At 48.6% G+C, this 21,491-nt stretch carries 19 protein-coding genes; 13 read left to right on the plus strand and 6 right to left on the minus strand.

Features of this window, described 5'->3' with window-relative positions; all coding sequences use genetic code 11:
- Positions 1 to 97: 97 nt before the first annotated feature.
- From H6H02_RS12425 to H6H02_RS12440, 4 genes are all read left to right on the plus strand, one after another.
- On the plus strand, positions 98 to 1,294 hold the full coding sequence (locus H6H02_RS12425; protein WP_190818002.1) for an ABC exporter membrane fusion protein: 1,197 nt from the start codon (positions 98 to 100) through the stop codon (positions 1,292 to 1,294).
- Positions 1,291 to 2,463, plus strand: coding sequence for an ABC transporter permease DevC (gene devC / locus H6H02_RS12430; protein ID WP_190818004.1), 1,173 nt, complete (start codon positions 1,291 to 1,293; stop codon positions 2,461 to 2,463). Before H6H02_RS12425 ends, devC begins: the two co-directional genes overlap by 4 nt.
- A 62-nt stretch (positions 2,464 to 2,525) precedes the next feature.
- Positions 2,526 to 3,230: a DevA family ABC transporter ATP-binding protein gene (locus H6H02_RS12435; protein WP_190818006.1), complete on the plus strand. Its 705-nt coding sequence runs from the start codon at positions 2,526 to 2,528 to the stop codon at positions 3,228 to 3,230.
- 222 nt (positions 3,231 to 3,452) lie between these two features.
- A complete protein-coding gene (locus H6H02_RS12440) occupies positions 3,453 to 5,126 on the plus strand; it encodes an RluA family pseudouridine synthase (protein ID WP_242040677.1) in 1,674 nt (557 codons plus the stop codon).
- A gap of 44 nt (positions 5,127 to 5,170) precedes the next feature.
- Here H6H02_RS12440 and H6H02_RS12445 read toward each other — a convergent pair whose 3' ends face one another.
- A complete protein-coding gene (locus H6H02_RS12445; protein ID WP_190818010.1) occupies positions 5,171 to 6,442 on the minus strand; it encodes a WD40 repeat domain-containing protein in 1,272 nt (423 codons plus the stop codon).
- Positions 6,443 to 6,623: 181 nt separating this feature from the next.
- Between H6H02_RS12445 and H6H02_RS27135 the strand changes: the two genes are divergently transcribed.
- Positions 6,624 to 6,992: a hypothetical protein gene (locus tag H6H02_RS27135; RefSeq protein WP_242040678.1), complete on the plus strand. Its 369-nt coding sequence runs from the start codon at positions 6,624 to 6,626 to the stop codon at positions 6,990 to 6,992.
- Positions 6,993 to 7,011: 19 nt separating this feature from the next.
- Positions 7,012 to 8,694 (plus strand): ABC transporter ATP-binding protein, encoded by a 1,683-nt coding sequence (locus H6H02_RS12450; RefSeq protein ID WP_242040679.1) that lies wholly within the window; start codon positions 7,012 to 7,014, stop codon positions 8,692 to 8,694.
- A 40-nt stretch (positions 8,695 to 8,734) separates the two neighbouring features.
- On the opposite strand, the gene H6H02_RS12455 is transcribed toward H6H02_RS12450, so the two are convergent.
- The gene (locus H6H02_RS12455; RefSeq protein ID WP_190818012.1) at positions 8,735 to 9,637 is read right to left on the minus strand and encodes an AraC family transcriptional regulator; all 903 of its coding nucleotides are present in this window, start codon (positions 9,635 to 9,637) and stop codon (positions 8,735 to 8,737) included.
- A 201-nt stretch (positions 9,638 to 9,838) separates the two neighbouring features.
- On the opposite strand from H6H02_RS12455, the gene H6H02_RS12460 reads away from it, so the two are divergent.
- Genes H6H02_RS12460 through H6H02_RS12470 form a run of 3 tightly spaced genes read left to right on the plus strand, consistent with a single transcriptional unit; the run spans position 9,839 to position 11,772 of the window.
- Positions 9,839 to 10,342: an MAPEG family protein gene (locus H6H02_RS12460; protein WP_190818014.1), complete on the plus strand. Its 504-nt coding sequence runs from the start codon at positions 9,839 to 9,841 to the stop codon at positions 10,340 to 10,342.
- 34 nt (positions 10,343 to 10,376) lie between these two features.
- Entirely contained in the window at positions 10,377 to 11,087 is a 711-nt protein-coding gene (locus H6H02_RS12465) for a DUF4336 domain-containing protein (protein WP_190818016.1), read from the plus strand.
- A 19-nt stretch (positions 11,088 to 11,106) separates the two neighbouring features.
- A complete protein-coding gene (locus tag H6H02_RS12470) occupies positions 11,107 to 11,772 on the plus strand; it encodes an SDR family oxidoreductase (RefSeq protein WP_190818018.1) in 666 nt (221 codons plus the stop codon).
- Positions 11,773 to 11,783: 11 nt separating this feature from the next.
- Here H6H02_RS12470 and H6H02_RS12475 read toward each other — a convergent pair whose 3' ends face one another.
- The 3 genes from H6H02_RS12475 to H6H02_RS12485 form a co-directional block, all read right to left on the minus strand.
- Positions 11,784 to 12,944 (minus strand): hypothetical protein, encoded by a 1,161-nt coding sequence (locus H6H02_RS12475; protein ID WP_190818020.1) that lies wholly within the window; start codon positions 12,942 to 12,944, stop codon positions 11,784 to 11,786.
- 404 nt (positions 12,945 to 13,348) lie between these two features.
- Positions 13,349 to 17,008, minus strand: a complete 3,660-nt coding sequence (locus H6H02_RS12480; protein ID WP_190818022.1) for a leucine-rich repeat domain-containing protein — start codon at positions 17,006 to 17,008, stop codon at positions 13,349 to 13,351.
- A gap of 68 nt (positions 17,009 to 17,076) precedes the next feature.
- Entirely contained in the window at positions 17,077 to 17,343 is a 267-nt protein-coding gene (locus H6H02_RS12485; protein WP_190818024.1) for a Precorrin-3B methylase, read from the minus strand.
- 89 nt (positions 17,344 to 17,432) lie between these two features.
- Between H6H02_RS12485 and H6H02_RS12490 the strand changes: the two genes are divergently transcribed.
- Both H6H02_RS12490 and H6H02_RS26870 read left to right on the plus strand, forming a co-directional pair.
- Complete coding sequence (locus tag H6H02_RS12490; protein WP_190818026.1) at positions 17,433 to 17,633, plus strand: hypothetical protein; 201 nt, start codon at positions 17,433 to 17,435, stop codon at positions 17,631 to 17,633.
- On the plus strand, positions 17,633 to 17,839 hold the full coding sequence (locus H6H02_RS26870) for a hypothetical protein (protein WP_206757275.1): 207 nt from the start codon (positions 17,633 to 17,635) through the stop codon (positions 17,837 to 17,839). Before H6H02_RS12490 ends, H6H02_RS26870 begins: the two co-directional genes overlap by 1 nt.
- A 34-nt stretch (positions 17,840 to 17,873) precedes the next feature.
- Here H6H02_RS26870 and H6H02_RS12495 read toward each other — a convergent pair whose 3' ends face one another.
- Complete coding sequence (locus tag H6H02_RS12495; protein WP_190818029.1) at positions 17,874 to 18,056, minus strand: hypothetical protein; 183 nt, start codon at positions 18,054 to 18,056, stop codon at positions 17,874 to 17,876.
- 83 nt (positions 18,057 to 18,139) lie between these two features.
- Here H6H02_RS12495 and H6H02_RS12500 point away from each other — a divergent pair, with 83 nt between their 5' ends.
- Entirely contained in the window at positions 18,140 to 20,452 is a 2,313-nt protein-coding gene (locus tag H6H02_RS12500; protein WP_190818031.1) for an FUSC family membrane protein, read from the plus strand.
- 40 nt (positions 20,453 to 20,492) lie between these two features.
- Complete coding sequence (locus tag H6H02_RS12505) at positions 20,493 to 20,903, plus strand: ester cyclase (protein ID WP_190818034.1); 411 nt, start codon at positions 20,493 to 20,495, stop codon at positions 20,901 to 20,903.
- Positions 20,904 to 21,491: the final 588 nt, after the last annotated feature.

The raw sequence follows: 21,491 nt of genomic DNA on the forward strand, positions 1-21,491 counted from the left end.
GACTCCCTTGACGTTATTATACTAAACCGTTTAGTTTAGTTATAGAAAAACTAAACGGTTTAGTTTAGTCGCTTCCTAGAACTGGGGAATCTGACAGATGATGCAAGAAGTGGCAGCAGGTAATCCATCCTCCAAACGTCTTTCCCGACCACTGACTCTGCTGGCGATCGCTGCAACGCTGGCAACAGGTGGAGTGATGGCATATAGCGTTTCGCAAGGGCGTATCCAGCAATCCAGTCCGACCCCATCCACAGTTATCAGTACGCCCCAAATCCAGACGGTGACGGCGTTGGGACGGCTAGAGCCAGAGGGTGAAGCGATCGCGCTTTCTGCACCCACATCTGCTGAGGGGAATCGAGTAGATCAACTGTTAGTCAAGGAAGGCGATCGCGTTCGCAAAGGACAAGCAATTGCGATACTCAACAGTCGCGCTCGCCTCCAGGCATCTGTGATGCAGGCACAAGAACAGGTGCGAGTTGCCCAAGCCAAACTTGAACAGGTGCGTGCAGGAGCAAAGACGGGCGAAATCCAGGCGCAACGCTCCCAGATTGCCCAACTGGAAGCTGAACGGGTCGGGGACTTGAACGCGCAAGCCGCTACCGTTGCCCGTCTAGAAGCGGAAGTGCAAAATGCACAGGTGGAATATCAGCGCTACGCATTGCTTTACCAGAACGGAGCGGTTTCGGCATCCCAGCGCGATAGTAAACGACTGACACTTACAACTGCTCAAAAGCAACTTCAAGAAGCGCAAGCCGCCCGCGATCGCACTCGGAATTCTCGCCAACAGCAACTCAATGAAGCCCGCGCCACCTTGGAGCGAATTGCAGAGGTGCGCCCAGTAGACGTGCAGGTAGCCCAAGCCGATGTCCGGCAAGCCTTAGCAGCCGTTGAGCAAGCCAAGGCAAACTTAGAGCAGGCATCCGTGCGATCGCCTCAAGATGGTCAAATCCTCAAAATTTATACCCGTCCTGGCGAACTAATTAGCAACGACGGGATTGCGGAAATTGGGCGAACGCAACAGATGTTTGCGATTGCAGAAGTTTATCAGAGTGACATCAAGAACATCCGTCCAGGGCAAACGGCGCGGGTGAGTAGTGACTCGATTGACAGCGAACTCATTGGTACTGTCGAACAGGTTGGCTACAAAGTGCTGCGCCAAGACATTGTGAATAGCGATCCCTCCGCCAATATTGATGGGCGCATTGTGGAAGTCAAAATTCGTCTGGATGCAGACTCTACTCGCAAGGCTGCCCGACTCACGAATCAGCAAGTTAAGGTGGTCATTGAACTATGATTAGCTTCCAACAACTCCAACGTCGAACACCGTTAGGATGGCTGCAACTGAGTCATCAAAAAGGAAAACTGGTCGTCGCGTGTGCGGGTGTTGTGTTTGCAGATGTCTTGATGTTGATGCAGTTGGGGTTTCAGGGTGCGCTATTCAACAGCGCCGTTCTTGTCCACAATAGCGTTCGCGCCGATGTCGTTCTGCTCAGCCCTCAAGCGCGCAATCTAACCAATATGTCGTCCTTCCCGCGACGGCGGTTGTACCAGTCGATGGATATTCCGGGCGTTCAGTCTGCGGAAGCGCTCTACGCCAACATGGTGAACTGGAAGCATCCGACCACCCAGCGCGAAACCAGTATGCTGATGTTAGGATTTGACCCTAACAGCTCAGTCTTTGAGCAACCAGACATTAACCAACAATTAAACCAGATTAAGCTGCCTAACACAGTTTTGTTTGACAGCGGTAGCCGTGGAGACTACAAAGCAGCGATCGCGCAACTCGAACAAAACCAGCCACTAAAGACAGAAATTGAGCGCCATAGTGTTACCGTTGCTGGCAAAATTCGCATCGGATCTTCCTTTGGTGCAGACGGACACCTGATTACCAGCGACCAAAACTTTCTGCGGTTGTTTCCCCGCAGACAGGCAAGCAGCGTTAGTGTCGGCTTACTGCAACTGCAACCCGGAACCGATCCAGTGCAAACGGTACAAGCTTTGAAAGCACACTTGCCCAATGATGTTCAGGTTCTGACTCGGCAGGAATTTATCGAGTTTGAAAGAAGCTACTGGGCAAAGAATACACCGATTGGATTTATTTTTAACTTGGGCGTGACAATGGGCTTCATTGTTGGCGTCATCATCGTCTACCAAGTTCTCTCAACAGATGTGAATGCTCACATGGGAGAATACGCCACTTTCAAGGCAATGGGCTATCGCAATCGCTATCTACTCATGGTGGTGTTTGAAGAAGCCGTTATCTTGGCAATCATCGGCTTTATCCCTAGTATTGCCATTTCCGCAGGACTGTACCGCCTGACTCGTAATGCGACGAATTTGCCTCTCTACATGACTGTGGCGCGAGGGATTTTTGTGTTGGTGTTGACGATGGTGATGTGTACCTTGTCTGGAGCGATCGCTACCCGCAAATTGCAATCCGCTGACCCGGCTGATATGTTTTAGGGAATGGTTAACGAGAAGAATTTTTTGACATCAAAATTACCAATTATCAATTATTAAATACCATGCCTCCTCAACCTGTCATTTCTATTCAAAACCTCAATCATTACTTTGGTCAAGGTCAACTCCGCAAACAAGTTTTATTTGACATCAGTTTAGAAATTAATGCTGGTGAGATTATCATCATGACCGGCCCCTCTGGTTCCGGCAAAACCACGCTGCTAACTTTAGTCGGTGGACTGCGATCTGCCCAATCGGGTAGTCTCAAGGTGTTAGGACAAGAACTCTGTGGTGCAAATCCGACAGCACTGGTACAAGCGCGACGGCACAATGGTTATATCTTTCAGGCGCACAACTTGCACGGTAGCTTAACGGCACTCCAGAACGTCAAGATGGGCTTAGAGTTGCACAAGGACATTTCTCCACACCAGATGCGCCAGCGCTCAGCCGAAATGCTAGAACAAGTAGGATTGGGAAATCGGATCAATTACTATCCCGCCGATCTGTCGGGTGGGCAAAAGCAACGGGTAGCGATCGCTCGTGCCTTGGTAAGCCGTCCCAAAATGATTCTTGCTGATGAACCGACTGCTGCTCTCGATAGCAAATCCGGTCGTGAAGTTGTTAGCCTAATGCAAACGCTGGCAAAAGAACAAGGTTGCACCATTCTACTGGTGACTCATGACAACCGCATTTTGGATATTGCCGATCGCATTGTTCACATGGAGGATGGACACTTAATAAGTGATACTGCGCTGGCATCAGTCGCTTAGAAACGGGTTGTAAATATAGCAATTGTCTATGGGATGCAGTACGGTTTAACCCCACCCCTGCCCCTCCCCGTAAACGAGGAGGGGTTCAATATTCTGCCCTCTTCGTTCACCCAGAGGGGTTGGGGGTGAGATTCCTTAATTCTTATTGAGGTCTTTTTGTTGTAGGTGTTGCTGGACTGATCGCAGGTGCAGGGAAAAATGGAGACTTACAAAAGACTATCTATGGAGGTTGCTAAAAGTATTCAAAGCTATTGGTATGAAGGGCGCTGTCCTCAAAGTGGTGAACTGCTGAGACTACCCCGCACCCCGGAAGCAGAAGCGATCGCTAGAGAGTTAATGCAGCATCTTGCCAATAATGACTGTTATTCCGATGAAGGCAAGATGTATGGAATCCTGCTGGTTGAACTGCCGAATGGCGAACAACAGATACTTAAAGCCTTCTCTGGTCTTCTCAATGGTAATAGCACGATCGAGGGCTGGGTGCCGCCAATTCCGGGACGAGATGAAGTTGCCCTAGAAGAAGCCCACACCTTAGCTCAACTGGAGGCGATTAAGCAGGAATTGATTACCCTGAAGCAACTTCCAGAATGGCAGCAGTACGAAACGCACTCTCGCAAGTTTCAACAGCAGTTGCAAGAAATGAGCGATCGCCATCGAGATTGCAAGCAGCAACGACACCGAAAACGTCAGCGACTCTGCGAAACGCTGACTGGAGAAGCGCTAACGATTGCCCTTGAAGAACTTGACGAAGAAAGTCGTCAGCATGGAATTGAGCGACGAATGCTCAAACGCCAGCAGAATGATGTGTTGCAGCCACTCAAGCAACGGATTGAAGCAACCCAGGCGCGGATGCGCGAACTCAAACAACAGCGCAAAGAACTATCCCGCGAATTGCAGACTCAGATGCACGCGGCATACAGCCTGACTAATTTTGCAGGGCAGTCTCTATCGTTGCAGCAATTGATGCCAGGAGGTTCTATGCCTACTGGAACCGGAGACTGTTGCGCCCCCAAGCTGCTGCACTATGCGGCAACGCATGGGCTTAAACCACTGGCAATGGCAGAGTTTTGGTGGGGGTCATCCTCAGCAGATCGAGACAAAATTCAAGGAGAATTTTATGGAGCCTGTGCGGAACGCTGTCAGCCGTTGATGGGGTTTCTGCTATCGGGATGGGAACCTACCCCCCCCTTCAATCCTCCCCTGCCCCCCCTTAAAAAGGGGGGGCAGGGAGGAAAAGGCCCCTCCCCTCTCAGGGGAGGGGTTTGGGGAGAGGTTCCGATTCTTTATGAAGACGAATGGCTGATTGCGGTAAATAAACCCGCAGGGTTACTATCTGTACCTGGTCGTTATCGCGATCGCTTTGATAGTGTCCTCAGTCGCTTGCGTCATCTATTGCCAGATGGCATGGCGATCGCATCTGTGCATCGTCTGGATCAAGAAACATCTGGTATTCTCTTGCTGGCACGCGATCGCCAAACCCATCGCCAACTGAGTCAGCAGTTTCAGCAGCGGCAAGTTCACAAGGTTTATGAAGCCGTACTTTCCGGTTCTGTGACAGTTGAGCAAGGTACGGTTGAATTACCGCTGTGGGGAGATCCTGAGAATCGTCCGTATCAGAAAGTCGATGAACGCGGTAAACCTAGCTTGACTCGCTTCCAAGTTATCGCCAAGGAAGATAACTATACTCGTGTAGAGTTTATACCCTTAACCGGACGCACCCATCAGCTACGGGTTCACGCAGCCGATCCGCGAGGACTTGGGGTAACAATATTGGGCGATCGCCTTTATGGATGCCCTACAACTGCCAGTCGCTTACATCTGCACGCCAGGGAACTTCGCTTTGTGCATCCGCAATCTGGAGAAACTTTGCATTTACAAACAAAGACACCGTTTTGATAAATTGCTTGTATGACGGTAACTTATCAAAGGCCATCACCACTTCAAAAAGCTCCACGATAAACACCGATTCCAAAGCCGGACAAACCACCCCCAGAACCGATGGCAATCGTTTTGCCATCTGGGCTAAAAGCAATACTGCTTGTGTATATGCGACCAAGATGCTGCTCGTCGAAGAAACCCTCATACAGTGTTTTATGTAGCGTTCCGGTTCGCAAATTCCACAATTTGACTGAATGCTTCATAGAATCAATAGCAACAAGCTTCTGCCCATCGCCGCTAATTGCAGTGAGAGTCCCCCCCCTTTCGGGTATCGTGTGGAGAAGCTGCTTTGTTCTCAGGTTCCATATCTTGATGGAATCTGCAACACTAACCAGAGTCTGCCCATCGGGAGCGATCGCAATAGAACTAATTGGGCTAGTATTTCCTTCGAGAGTACCCAGCAGTTTTCCTGTCTTGATATCCCATAGCTTAATGCTGGTGTCCTTACTGGTATTTTGATCCATAAATTCTCCACCGCCAGTCGCAAGCATCTGACCGTTTGGGCTGAGGGCAATCGACAGAGTTGGAGTTGATTGTGGATTAATAGTCTGTAGCAGTTTGCCTGTTTTGAGGTTCCACACCAATACTTTCTTGTCATCGCTGGCACTTACTAAAGTTTGCCCATCCGCAGCGATCGCAAGGCGATTGACCTGTTGGGAATGCCCGTTCAAGGTGCGGAGAAGTTTGTTAGTTTTCAGGTTCCACACCTTAATGGTTTTGTCATTATTAAAGGGTGCTTTCTGGTCAACCGTCACCAAGGTTTGGACATCGGGAGTAATCGCAACGATACCGGCGGCATATACTTTTTCATTCAGGGTACGTAGCAGCTTACCTGTTTTGAGGTTCCACAGCTTGATTGCCGCACCAGGGCTATGGCTGACCAGGATTTGACCATCACGGCTGAATGTTAGAAAAGTAACATCGTTGTTATGCCCGCTTAAACCATAGATTTGCTCGAAGTCTCTTTTGGAGCTAGGAGCTGTTGGAGTTGTTGAGCTGGGTTGGGTTGAGGGTTGGGCTGTTGATGGGAGTTTAGCGATCGCACCTGTGACAACTGTTGCCATAACAGCCAGAGCGATCGCATTTTTCCAAGACAATTGCTTAAGATTTTTCATATAGATAGGTCTATCGCTCAGGTAGGACAAAAACTTTATGACTCGCCGATACAATCCAATAAGACGGCAGTTGTATACGTAAATGTTGCCGTCATCAAAGTTACGACAGCCCGACCTTAACAAAGTAATTTGCGATCGCACATCACCCAGTTGATTCACCCAACTGATTGATGCTTTTTTGTACTGGTAGCAGTAAATGCAAGAAAGTCCTGTTTGGGAGCAAATTATCGGAGTTTGAGCTGATTGACTGACAAATCTCGGAGGCAAATCTCGGATCTGTAGTCTGGTTAGAGCGTCAGCGAAACCCAGCGCTAATACAGTTTTCCCTACTTACTCTCCCTTGAAAGCTAAAGCCTTACAGTATGAACGCGCCTACGCTTACGTTCTACCTAACCTAGAAATTTTCAAGGGTTTCAGGAGTTTTGAATCGTCTTTCAAGGGGTTAAAACCAAAGTTGATTTCTGACCCCCGACTCTCTGAAATTGTCCAATTGGTGTTCATTGTTCTGCTTAGAGTCACCCAGCACATCCATGACTTTTCCACTCAAAGCATCTTTGAAGAGCCGGGGAAATCCGCCAAAAATGGTGAAGCGGTCAATATACCAACATTGGTTGGTGCGGATCGTCCTCCGGTCTATTTCTTACTTTCGCAGGGACATCTGGCTAATCGTCACGCTCTTGCTTCTGATTGGGGCATCGGTGCTTTGTAACCTTCTCAACGCTTGGCCTATGGCGATTCTAGTCGATACGGTTCTCTCCCCAACCCCGAAACCCAACTGGATTCATCGGCTGTTTCTTGCCCCGTTTGGTGAAGGCAAGCTGAACCAAATTTTCGGAATGGCGTTCGTGGCGATGATCATCAGGATCATGAGCGATACGGTCTTCATGCTCCGCAAGATGTTGAACTACCGCATCCAGTACAACGGAACCTTGCGGGTTCGCACCGAACTCTACGACAAAATGCAGGCGCTCAGTCTCAGCTGGCACGGTTCGCGATCGCAAGGCGACGCCATCTATCGGTTAAGCTACGATAGCCTCGGCCCTTGGGGGGTGATCGATACGCTGATCGGCTCCACTGCCGCATCGGTGACGCTGACGGCGATGATCTGGATTATGCTGTCGCGCCATGTCCTTCTCACCGTCTTCGCACTTTCGTTTACGCCGCTTCTGATAGTCGCGAATTGGTACTTCGAGGGAAGGATTCGGCGTCGAGCGTTCGAGTCGAAACAGACCGATGCGGTCATGACCTCGACCATGCAGCAAGCGATAGAGTTGATCGGACTGATCCAGTCTTTTGGTCGAGAAGCAACGGAGTCGCGGCGCTTCATGCGGGTGGTCGATCGCAGCGTCGCTGCCTCCATGCGACTCCATTGGCAAGAGAACCTCTATCCGCTCGCGGTTCAGGTAGTCTTCGCTCTGGGAAGCGGGGTAATCTTCGGCTACGGCGGGTATCTGGTCTATCGCGACCAGTTTTTACGCCAGGTGCCGAACGGTCTGACTCTCGGCGATCTGATTGTATTCCTGGCGTACCTCAATCAGTTCTGGGACCCAATCGGTTGGGTTTTGGGGTTCACAACCAAGATCCAGACGTTCGTCGCTTCATGCGATCGCGTCTTTACGATTATTGACGAGCCACCCACCATCAAGGACGAGCCTGATGCGCGATCGCTTGCCGTCCATCCCCGCACCCTAACCCTTGCTGACGTGAGCTTTGAGTACAGTTCTGGGCGACCTGTGTTACGAGACATCAATGCCACTATCGAACCGGGCCAGATGGTAGCGTTTTTGGGGCCTAGCGGGACGGGAAAAAGCACGCTGCTCAACCTCCTACCGCGCTTCTACGACCCGACCGGGGGCAGCGTCCAACTCGACGGTTTCGACCTCCGCACCCTGAAGGTCGCCGATGTCCGCAAACACATGGCGCTGGTTACGCAAGGCAGTCCGCTTTTCCCCGGAACGATCGCGGAGAATATTACCTACGGCTGCGCGGAAGCGACCTTGCAAGAGATTCGGGAGGCGGCAGAGGAATCCGGGGCGGCTGAGTTCATCGAAGCCTTACCGGAGCGGTACGATACCCTGGTGAGTGAGGGCGCTCAGAACCTTTCGGGCGGACAGCGGCAGCGTTTAGCGATCGCGCGGGCGCTAGCGACGAAGGCTCCGATACTCATCCTCGACGAACCGACGAGTTCGCTGGATTTGAAGCACGAACAATGGGTGATAGAAACCCTCCAGCGTCTGCGTCGCAAAAGAACCATTGTCTTAGTGACGCACCGACTCGAAACCGCCGTAGACTGCGATCGCATTTTTGTGATGCAGGAGGGCGAGATCGTTGAGGAAGGCACTCATGACGAACTTCTTACCCAGCAAGGACTCTACTTCCGAATGCTGGGCTACAAACCATCCTCGACCTGACGACCCTATAAAGCCGCCGTCATGAGTAATGCTGGCATTGTCAGAGAATGGGTAGCCGTAACCCCTTCTCCTGTTGGTAACGTCTTGGGGTTGTCTGCAACATTCTCCGAAACACGGTGGTCATGTGACTCTGGTTGCCAAATCCCGCTTCCACTGCAACCTCAGCTAGTCTGTGGGTTGGATCATGCAAAAGTTTCTGGGCATATTTCAACCGACACCGCAGGATGTATTGATAGGGTGACAGCCCCGTGGTAGCTTTGAATGCCCGCGCAAAATGGTATGGGCTAAACCCCACCGTGGCAGCAATATTGCTCAGGTTCAATTCTTGTGACAGGTGTGCCTGGATGTATTCCAGGCTAGTTTTTAACAGCCTGGGTTCCAAAAATTCTGGCGGACGTTTGAATCCAGAGAGATTCGATCTCCGGTAGATAATTTGCCCTAGGACTGCCGTTGCCACGGATTCCAAGTAGAACGCACCGCCAACCTGTCCGTTGTTAAAAAACTCCTGTATAGCGATCGCTGTACTTAAACCCCAATGCATCTTTGGAATTTGCCCCGGCAGTAACTCAATCGTTTGCTCATCTGCCGCTGTGCGCGACAGGAACGCTTGCGAATACCCAAATACTACAAAACAGGAGGCATCTTCGACAGAACGGTAAGTGCTGCCTTGAGGCACAATATCAAAGCCTCCCGGTAGGGCTTCGTAAGGTCGCAGGCGATCGCTATCAAAGGCAGCAACTCCACGAGTTACGCCAAAACTGGTGACTACCAGATGAAGGGGCGATCGCAGATTCACTTCCAGATGTCCCGGTGGGATGATTGCCACCATCATTTCTGGCGTTTCCAGCCAATGTCCCCATTGCGGTAAGGTTTCCATCGGTGGCTGGTCGAGGGGAATTGTGCGATCGCTTGGGTTGAACAGAAACTCTTGCAAGAGATTCATAGGCAGGGGCGATGGATCGTTGAATTGCTACTCAGATACCAGACTTCTTGAAGAAGTCGGGCATCTAGATCCAATTTCGGTGACATTCACTCAAAATTGATTGTCCCAAAAAGCTGATGGCAATATTCCGCAAGAATTTAAAAGACTGCGATCGCCAACATCAAATAACCTCAGTACCAGAATTGCGATTGTTGAGTATCAATGTCTGCACTGATTCCGATTTCAACCTTCTTCATTGGCTGTCACGGGTTACTGGCTCTAGGTTTGTCCTATCGAGTGGCGATGGAACGTACCCGGACTCGCATTTGGCATGGTGCGACCCCCGCAGAAATTGCCTCACAGCCCAATTACTTGAAGCATCCCAACGCCTGGGCAGCATTTGTAGAGAAACTGACGCAACAATCCGTTGTCACGAAAGAGGTGGATGATGGCGTGTTGCAGCGGACGATCCGAGCGCATGGCAATTTCACCGAGTATCTGCCTCTCGGCTTGTTATTTCTGATTGCCTTGGAGTGGATGCAAGCAGCATCTGGGCTGCTGTGGCTGCTGGGTGCAACGCTGATTCTGGCGCGGATTGCTCATGCTTGGGGATTGATCCAAACCTATGGGCCGTCACCGGGACGGGCAATTGGCTTTTTCGGCACCTGGTTAGTTTATATCATCGGCAGTGTGGCGTGTCTCTACTACAGCGTGCGGCAATTTTGACTCTTCACCCACCGAATCTCATTGAATCATCACAATGCTCAGAGCTATTGATACCGACATTTGGGTTGCTGAACAACCGCTGAAATATTTTGGGTTAGAAGTTGGGACGAGAATGACGGTGATTCGTCTAAACGATGACAAATTAATGGTCATCTCGCCAATTCGCATTGATGAGGCACTGATTCATCAATTGAATCAATTAGGAGACGTTGGTTACATCGTTGTTCCCAATTTGTATCATCACTTGTTCGTCGCCCAGTTCAAGGAGATTTATCCTGATGCAGAACTTTGGGCAACACCGGGTTTAGAACAGAAGCGCCCCGATTTAGTGATTGACCAGATTCTTAGCGATCGCACCAGCCAGCTTTTTGATGGCGTTGAAGCTGCGATGGTTACAGGGTTCAACACACTGCATGTCAAAGGATACTCTCCTCTGAATGAATGGGTTTTCTTCCATGTCAAAAGTCGCTCTTTGATTGTGACCGACCTGGCATTTCATTTTGATAGAAACAGTTCGCTCACCGCACAGTTAGTTGCCAAACTGCTCGGTGGCTACCAGCAACTTCGTCCATCATTACTGGAAAAAATCGCAACTCAGGAGAAAGACGGGGTAAAGAAATCCATTCAACAAATTCTTACTTGGGATTTTGAGCGGGTAATTATGGCACACGGCAGCATTCTGGAGCAGGATGGTAGGCGACAGTTTCAGATAGGCTATGAGTGGTTTCTAGGAACGTCTCTCTAATCAAGACCTGGGAGTTCGCATGGCAACTTATCTGATTACGGGTACCAATCGCGGCATCGGTTATGAATACTGCCGTCAACTGCAAGCACGGGGCAATCGCGTTATTGCCATTTGTCGCACTGCTTCTGAGGAGTTGAAGCAGCTAGGAGTGCAGGTTGAGGAGGGGATTGATATTACCTCTGATGCTTCGGTTGCTTCTTTACGCGATCGCCTGGGTGATACGACCATCGATGTTCTGATTAACAATGCCGGAATTATCAAGCGCGTGACGCTGGAAAATTTGGATTTTGAGAGCATTCGAGAGCAGTTTGAGGTGAATGCGCTGGGACCTTTACGAGTGACTCATGCGCTATCGCCACTGCTTAAAGCAGGTTCCAAGATTGCGCTGATGACAAGTCGGATGGGTTCAATTGCAGATAATACCTCTGGCAGTTCTTATGGCTACCGGATGTCGAAGGTAGCGTTATCGATGGCTGGCAAATCGCTATCTCTCGACTTCAAACCCCGTGCGATCGCAGTGGCAATTCTGCATCCTGGATTAGTTCAAACCCGCATGACGAATTTTACATCGGGTGGCATTACGCCGGAAGAGTCGGTGAAGGGGTTGTTGGCTCGGATTGATGAGTTGACGTTGGAAAATACAGGTACTTTTTGGCACGCCAATGGAGAAGTGCTGCCTTGGTAAGTAACCAATTACTAATTACCAGAAGCTTGCCAAATCGGAATTCCTGCTACCGTTGGAACAGCCAACATCTGACCATCTAGGCTAAATAATCCTGTACTAGCACCACTACTCACATCAAAACCACGAAGAGGCCATTCCTTGCGAATTTCGACATTAATAATACGTGAACCAGCTACCTGACCAGCAACCAAGTAGGTTTTAGCATCAGGACTGAGTGATAACTGGTCATCCGTTCTGTCTACTGAAGCCGAAACAGTACGCACAGTTCCACCCGTTTTCACGTCCCAAGTGCGGAGGTGAGCTTCATATATCGCGTCTTTTGACAGACTGGTTAACGTTCGACCATCCGGGCTAAAGGCCATGCTCTGGGGAAGTAACTGATCTTTTTCTTTTAGGGTATGGAGGAGTTGACCTGTGTTAGGATTCCAAAGTTGAATCAAGCCTTGCCAGTGATAAGTTCCTCCCTTGAGGATAGATTCATTGGAACCGAGGCTGGCTAACACTTGGCTATCAGGGCTAAAACTCATCCTTCGTAAAGATTTGATATTACTCTTTAATACAAAGCGCTTTTCGCCGGTTGCTACATCCCATAGCTGAATCTGCGGATTTTCGGAACCAAAATATTTTCGGGCGCTACTGGCAATAGATTGTCCATTTGGGCTAAATTCCAAGCTGGAAATAATGCTAGCCGGGAAATTTTCCCCAGAATCCTTAGGGGAGCGAAACTCTGCGCTATTGGTAAAAATTGGTTTTTTCCAGATCGGTTCTCCGGTTTTGCTATTCCACAGACCAACTGCTATTGATTTATCAATTTCCGAGTAGACGATGCTGGCAACAAACTGTCCATCTGGGCTGATGGCAACATCTCCGAAGGAAGTGGTATCGTCGGCTTTGATAGATGAGAGTAATTCCCCTTTCCTTACATCCCACAACTGAATGGCTTTACCCTGTTCACCATTACAGACGAGTAGAAGTCCATTAGAGCTAAACTTGGCATAGTTTGCGACAGTGGGCAACTTGTGAACTAGCTTGGAGTTCTCCCAAGATGGTTTAGCTTGAGCTACGGAAGGGGTTGGTGCTTGAGCGAAGAAGCCAGCCGATTTTGCCACAGAAGTCCCCACAAGTGTAGCGATCGCGAGGACGGTCACTGTTAAAGCAGTTGTTTTCTTCATACTCAAGCCAAAAGTTGTAGTGATTCACTACTAACTAATGACTCTCGATGAATGGTTCTGTTTCCCTTAGCTTGGCAACACTTCGCCCAGGCAGAATAGAGGCATGAATGGATGAGGCTTCGTTTGCGATCGCCTTCTTTTGGAATGGCTTGTAAGTTGGCTTTAGAGATTAGGTTTTCCAGAGTCACTTCATTGAGGTGTTGGCAGGGCATAGGGTTTCCCGATCGGTGTATGAGTTGGAGCTGCTCATTAAATGCTTCCAACTCTAAGGTTTAAACTGGCGATCGCTTGCTTTCTGTACCTCTTGAAGATATGGCTGTGTGTTCGCTCGGAATCAACGAGTTGTCGCCACCTTGGATGCGTTGTCTTTGGCAATTTGCAAGGGAATAACTGCACAAAAGCAGTTATCGAATGACTGTGAGGTTGGTCAGATTAGCCAACGGTGAAATATCCCTTACCTGCGTTCCCGAAAGATCCAGCTGTGTGAGGTTGGTCAGATTAGCCAACGGTGAAATATCCCTTACCTGCGTTCCCGAAAGATCCAGCTGTGTGAGGTTGGTCAGATTAGCCAACGGTGAAAAATCCCTTACATACATTCCAAAAAGATCCAGCTGTGTGAGGTTGGTCAGATTAGCCAGCGCAGAAATATCGCTTACCTGCATTCCAAAAATCTTTAGCTGTGTGAGGTTGGTCAGATTAGCCAGCGCAGAAATATCGCTTACATGTATTCCAAAAAGATCCAGCTGTGTGAGATTGGTCAGATTAGCCAGCGGTGAAATATCCCTTACCTGCGTTCCCCAAATCCTTAGCTGTGTGAGGTTGGTCAGATTAGCCAGCGGTGAAAAATCCCTTACCTGCGTTTGCACAAGATCCATCTGTGTGAGGTTGGTCAGATTAGCCAGCGCAGAAATATCGCTTACCTGCGTTCCCCAAATATTTAGCTGTGTGAGGTTGGTCAGGTTAACCAACGGGCTTAAGTCGCGAAATTTCGTTGGAACCAGAATCGGAATATGACCGCTTTCTTCAACGTGTTCTCTAATAAGTGATATTTTGCTCCAATCATCAACGAAGCTGGCTAGTTCTTGAGCAACTGTTACAGTCCCATCATTTAAATATTTTTCTAGAAGGTCATTTGCTCTCTGGTCACTGATTAATCCAAGCGTTCGCACACAGGCTGCACGTTTCGCCGCTTTTAAGCCTGTTCGATTCTTAAGATAAGGTATGATAGCCTCACCACACGACGCTAAGGCTACTGCATCTGTCATGTTTTGAGGTGGTAATAGTTGCTTTGACAACTGATCGAAAGCTTGGTTAATGTCAGACTCATTGAGCTGATAAGCATTTGTGCAACACCGCAGGAAAAAGAACTGCTGCGATCTAACTTTTCTTGCTTCTAACCGGGCTGCTTTGGAGTGTGCTTTGGGAGGAGCATCCAAAGCAGTTTTCTCAAGAATTGCCTTTACAAGGTTGGTAGCAAACCTTGAACCGTCTCGTGGTAGCGCAACAGCAAACAAAATAACGGGTTGCCAGGAAGCCTCATGACTGTGATCTGCTAATACCTGAAAATCTCCGATGTTGACAAAACGTTCCGCAGCAAGGAACTCCTTCAATGTATTGTGCAGAAATTCAATTCTTTGCTCACTTGATTCCTGAAGCATCCCACTGCGCTCAACGAGTGCTCGACGAATAGCAATGGCGTTGATGTTAGAAAGGTTGTAGCTTCCTAACGCTTCAGTAATTTGCCGATCGGCTTCGGCTTCAGTAATCGCAGATACACCTGAACTAACCATGTGGTGAGCAAGTTGAGACAGCAATCCTTTGCGAACCCGAAATTCTAATCGTCCATACGCTTCATCAATCCACTTTTGGGCTTCAATACTCAAACGTTCCTTATCCCGGCGATCGAGTAGCATTTCGCACAGCTTTTCGCATAATTCAACAGGTGTTTCTGGCAAGTTCTCATTTCGTGCCCGATGTAGCGCACAAACTACAGCACAAAGCAACGGATTACTGGTCAATCTCGCCACAGCAGGGGTCGCCTCAAGTCGCTGCTTTAAGCGTTTTGCCAAAGGTCGTAAATCGGTAGGATCGTTCCAATTTCGTAAACGAACCTCCATAGCGTCATGCCAGCGATCGATGAACGTGTCCCGGTCAGGAGGGGTCATCGGCTCAACCCGTGCAGATACAAACCCAAGTTCAATAAACTCAACTCGTTCAACTGCTTCAGGACGTGTTGTCACCACATAGTAATTCTCTGGGTAAGTTTTTATTAACTGACGGATTTCCCGCATTGTTTCATCCCGCGCTTGTTGCGGAACTTCATCAACGCCGTCAAACATCACCAAGGCACGACCACTATTTAAGACATCATCAATCCAATTAGCAGGAGGGTCAGGTAGCTCTTTTGCAAGTAAAAGAGGAAATTTACCTGGTCGGGGCAACTGACCATTAAGACAATCTCGCAAGCGAATAATAAAAGGAATTTTTTGTCGCCAGCCGCCAGAATTATCTAAAAATGTAGCATCAGCTTCTCCATCGAACTTACTCAATGGAGACTTAATCAATGGTAGCTTTTGTCTTGCTGTGTCTCTAAAAACAGATTCATTTGTGGCAGATTGAACAGCAGCCCAACGCAAAAGGGTTGTTTTTCCACTACCAGCGACTCCACGTATTAGCAGACGCCCTTTATCAGAAAGATTATCAAAGACCTGCTCTGCCGGAAATGTTGTTTGATCTTTAGCTGTTAGTTCGTTAATATCACCCTCTAATTCTTCTGCTTCTATAGTCTCCTCATCTTCATCAGACAGATTCAAAGATACATACGCAACCGTCAATGAATATTCCTTCGACTCTCTCGGTACATCAATGCCAAAAAGCTGCACATAATCTAACTTATTAGCGACAGCTTTACGATAACGAGCTTCATAATCTTCAGCTCGATCAACTTTACTCTCAGGAGTAATCTCAATCGTAATATTATCTATTGATACTTTTACAGCAGGGTTAGAATTTTTTTTTGCGACGACAGAATTATATAGGTTTTCTATCCAAGGCATTAAATGTTTTAAAGCCCAACATCCTCTGTCATCTGTCCGATTAGCAATAAGGCGGGGAATCCACCCTCCACCTGTAGAATCGTATTGGCGCAACCAAACCTCACCAGTTCGTTTTACAAAGTCAAGCTGCACAAAGTTATAGCCATTATTTTTGCTTTCAGACCATTCATGACAAGCTCCTGCTGAAATAACTGTGTGCCCGGTTGAAGCATCAGGTCGTACCCATCCTCTATGTTCATGACCATGCAGTACAAATTGATAATCTCGTAGGAGAAGATCCCCAAACTCAGGATTCTCTTCAGGAAACAACCAGTTAGAAGGATGATGCAGCAGGGCTATCTTGAAGTCATTGGGCGGCATCTGTTGATTCAAAGTCTCAAGCTGAAATCGACCTGCCATCCAAAGCCGCCCCATCTCTTCTCGGCCAACTCCTCTAGATGACCAAGCTGAGTTAAATCCAGCAATACCTACACGTAACCCATTAAACTCTCGTGCATCAGCATAAATTAATCGATCGCGTCCTGTAAGGAGATGATCGTATCCATAGGTCTTAAGAAAATGAGCATAATCATCTAAACGATGAAGAAGTTGCTGCCAGTTTGCGTTAGTATTCTGAATACAACGAGTAATAGCGTCTAGGTTTCTCTGATCGCTAAGTAACCATTCTGTCTCAAAATCAGTTATGCGATCTCGATTAATATCATGATTGCCCGGTACAAGGAAAATATTTCGTTGCTCAATGGCTGGCTGAAAAGACTCTCGGACTGTTGTTAAGAAATGATGGGCTTCACGAAATTGTTCTGCTATTGATTTTCCGTCACCACTTCCAATCTGCCCAAATGCGGCATCACCTGTAAAGAAAATCAGATCGGGTCTTAACCCATACTGCTCCTGCATTTTTTTAAGATCCTTGCAGAGAGTATCAGTAACTCGTTTAGCATCCCAACCAGTTCGTGGTTTACAAGCATGGAGATCCGAGAGATGTAGCCAAGTCAGCGTTTGAGCCATTGAGAGTTCCTTGTTAACCAGCTTCAAATTGTAGAGAGCGTCTACGCGATCGCACTTTCCCCACAATCCTATTTTGACTTTCGTTTCGACTTGGGTGGCGTTCGGTGTGCGCCAAAGTATTTTTCACTGCGGTAGCGAAGCCATACCCGCAACTGCTGCGGAATCTGGTCTTTTTGTTCTTTTGTCAGCGTGTTGTAAAGAGCTAAAGCGCGATCGCGTTCTCCCCGACAAGCAGCGTTCTTATGAGCATCCCAGTAGCTACGGGCAACCCGAATCCGCCGACAGACTTCCTTAACTAGCGCTTCTCCCGTAAGGGGATTTTCCTGCTTTGCCATACTTCAATCAGAACGCCCTACCCTAAATCCTAACCCGTAGCATCAAGGCGATCGCTAATATTAAAATGTAGTCGATAACCCAAAAGGTGATGATGACAGTTGAGCAAATTGAAGCTGCTATCCTGAAGCTTCCGCCTGATGAATTTCAGAAATTTCGGGAATGGTTTTTGGAATTGGACGATCAGCGTTGGGACAATCAGTTAGAGAAAGACATTGCTAATGGCAAGTTAGAAGATTTAGCAGGGGAAGCGATCGCTGATTTTGAGGCTGGTCGCTATCGGGCAATTTGATGCACTACACCACGCGCAGATTTTGGGAATGTTACAACACTCTACCTGAATCCGTGCAGCGGATAGCCGATCAATGCTACGAGTTGCTGAAAGCCGATCCATCTCACCCATCCCTCCATTTCAAAAAAGTTGGCAAGTATTGGTTAGTAAGAACAGGACAAAGTTACCGAGCATTAGGTGTAGAAATCGAAAAGGGTATTCTATAGTTTTGGATTGGCACGCACGCAGAATACGATAATCTCATCGGCAAATAGGATAGCGGCTACGCACTTGTAGGTGGTATGGGGTAAGAGCGATCGCATCGGTTGTTTTTCGCTGCACATAGCAGCGCGATCGCTCTCCCTTCATCGAAAATGCGATCGCTAGGAAGATAGCTTTTGGCTGCGATTCACACGGCGCTGTTTTGCGATCGCTAAATTGCACATTCAGGCAATTGACATCTGCTTAAAATTCTGTAAGACGTGATCGCGATCGCACTGTTTCAATCCCCAATCCCCAGCCTAACTATGCCATCTGTACCTGAACGACCGCTAAACTGGCTGTTACAACAGTTTCAGCTCAAGCCCGGTAAACCTGCGATTTCCTCTGGCTTGCGGACTCTTGCATTAGTGGGGGGGCCAATTGGTGTTGGCATCCTGACAGAGCGTGCGGCTGCTAGTACGATCGCGGTGATGGCTGCCTTGTTCGTGGGAATGGTGGATGTGGGTGGAGCGTACCGCCAGAAGGCGACTGCTACAATCTCCGCGACGATTGGAGTTACTATAGTCTTCCTAATCGCGAATCTGGTTAGCCACACCCTCTGGTTAGCAATCCCGACGACATTCTTTGTAATCTTCATTGCAGGCTTAGCGGGTCTATATGGCAGAATCCCGGCGACAGTCAGCTTGGTGACATCGCTGATGTTTGTCGTCTCGATTGCTAAATTTGCTTCCTTGCCCGATCTATCTACCGTGCTTCAGCAATGTGCGTTGTGTCTAGCGGGTGGCGCGTGGGCAACGGTATTGTCTCTGGGATTGTGGGTGCTGCGTCCTTATAAACCCGCTATGCAAGCAGTCGCCGCTTGTTATCGCACGTTGAGCAAATTTATTGGATCGGCAAGCGGGATCGGCTCAAATCCAGAGGATCGTCAGGAGTGGGCAACGCGATTTTTGCAAGCTCAAGATAATGTGACGCAGGAGTTAGTATCTGCTCGTAGCGTCTGGACGGCTGTGTGGACGAGGCAAGCAGCCGCTAATCTGCGAGGAAATCAATTACTCGTCTTGCTTGAGGATGCCACTCAAATTAGCAATTCGATTGTGGCATTAGTCGAAGTGTTAGCGATCGCGTCCGAGCGTCCCCTATTCGAGCGGATGCAAAGAGAAATTCAGCAAGTAATGGAACAATTGGCTATTGCTTTGAAAATGTTGTCAAAAGCGATCGCCAAAGACAAAAACTCCGTTCACCTAGAAGATTTGGATCGGGCAATTGAGGCGCTGGAACACCAGTGGCAAACCTTGCGCTCTCAAGTCCTTAATCAAACGAACAGCGTTCAGACCGATGACTATGCTGAATTTGTCAACATTAGCAAAATGACAGCTAGTCTCAAACTACTGGCAGAGCAGCTTCACACCGATGCGGAAATTGTCACTGATTTGCAACGGGGAGAACGGCGCAGCATTGCTCAACGAGACATTTCCCTGCCGATGCAGCCAGAGCGTTCCTCAATAATTGATACGCTGAGGAATAATCTCTCGTTTCGCTCAGTTCTGTTTCGTCATGCGTTGCGGCTGGCGCTGATAGTAACCATCGCTGAATTCCTAGCTGAAGTATTGCAAGTACCGCAAGGCTATTGGGTGACTCTAACCGCTCTCGTTGCACTCAAGCCCGACTTTGGCGGAACATCTCAGGCAACCGTGCAACGAGTCATCGGCACCACATTAGGGGGAATCTTAGGCATTGCTCTAGTCTTGCTGCTGCACAATTCAGTAGCGATCGCCATTTGTATCCTGCTACTCATGTTTGCTGCCATGTCGCTGCGACCCCTAAGCTACGGTATATTCATCACCCTGCTTACTCCTGTCATCATCTTGCTCCTCAACGTGACGGGTACAGGTGGTTTGCAAATTGGAGTATTGCGAATTGCCGATACTGTAGCTGGGGGAGTATTGGCGCTACTTGGTAGCTATCTGTTGTTCCCCAGTTGGGAGCGACAGCAGCTTCCGAGACAACTGGAAACTACGATTCGAGCCAATCTTGCCTACTTTCAACAAGTCATCGCCAGCTATCTCAATCCAGGACAAAATCCATCTTTTGACTCAATCAGAAACCTGCGCCATCAAGCAGCATTGGAGAATGCTAACGCGGCGGCGGCTGCTCAACGTTTATTTGGCGAACCCCGTCACGTTCAAGGAGAAGTTGAACCCGTCACGACGCTAATACTCTACATTCGCGGCTTTTTCAGCTCAATCACAACCCTTGCAGAACATCGACGGGAATTTAGCGGAGAGTACCTCATTGCCGATCTCAAGCAATTTGCAGATGTTATTGTCCAGGTTTTGGAGAATTTAGCAGATGCTATCCAACAAGGACAGCCACCGCAACCTCTTCCAGCGTTGGATACTTATTTAGAAACAATTCACGAGCATATTGAACAATTACACGCAACTCGAATATCAGAGTTTGCCACCAATCCAAGTACCCTGACGGCTACAGTGCAAGCAGTTCGGGAACGAACTCCTGTTTCCACAGAACTGGATAGAATTGCCCGTGAAATTGCCGCTATGCACAGCGCGATTGCGCGTAACGCAGCGCCAAAAGCGATCGCCCGTCTGCAAAAATGACTTTTGTTCCGCTTTCATTGTTAACTTACACAGAGCAGATATGAAATCGCCCAAAGAAGTTCTACACGATTGGGTTGCTGCCTATAACGCTTGCGATCCTTATGCACTCATCGAGCTTTATCACGATGATGCCATCAACCATCAGGTTGCCTTTGGTGCCCCACTTCAAGGGCGCGAGGTACTGCTTGAGAGTTTCATCGCCTTCTTCAATGCCTTTCCAGACAACTACACGCATCCTGAAAATATCTTCGAGGATGGTGAGTGGGCGATCGTTGAGTGGAGCGGTGGCGGTACATTCTTGGGTGAGCTTGGCGGCAACCCACCAACCGGCAAGAGTTTCACACTGCGCGGGTGTGGCTTCTTTCAGGTCATTGATGGCAAAATTGGTTTTCAGCGTGGCTACATAGACAAGTACACCTGGTTCACGCAAATTGGTTTACCTGTCTCATAGGCTTGTAAGTGTTGCACAATAACTAAGCTCAACTGAGTGTCCGCAGCGAAAGCGGCTTAACTCCGTCGTTAGTCTTCTGAGTTTATCGGTCGGACAGCACTGTGAAGGTTATCTATTTATGTTTATGTTTAGGCTCAAATTAGGGCGAAGTTGCCGGTGAGACACTGCTTTGAGCTGATAGGCAAACAACGCTGCGCGTAGGCATCACTGCGATCGCTAGCTTCTCAACAGCCATCTACAATTGTCAGGCGCGATTGCACTCGTGCCTGTGTTGGGTGAGTGCGATCGCTCGCGATCTCGATCGTCAAAACGGCATATTGAGTTGCTGATGCAGGGGAGATCGGGTCACTATGCCTTTGTATCTCAGCTACCAACTTGAGATACACTTTTTATTTTCGGCTCTTTCGGAATTGGTATGGAAATGTTCTAAGTAGCTGGGACTAATTAAATATAAGATGGGATAGGTTCTCTAAACGGAGTGTTCCATTATTTATGCCAGCTCCGATTCGGATTATCTTAAGCGAAGCAGAGGACTCGATGTTGAGCGAGTTGCGAGTTGCCCAAACAGTGCCGCAACGCACTCGTGAC

Origin of the sequence: Coleofasciculus sp. FACHB-1120 (assembly GCF_014698845.1) — a bacterium.
In the GTDB taxonomy this organism is placed as follows: Bacteria; Cyanobacteriota; Cyanobacteriia; order Cyanobacteriales; family FACHB-T130; genus FACHB-T130.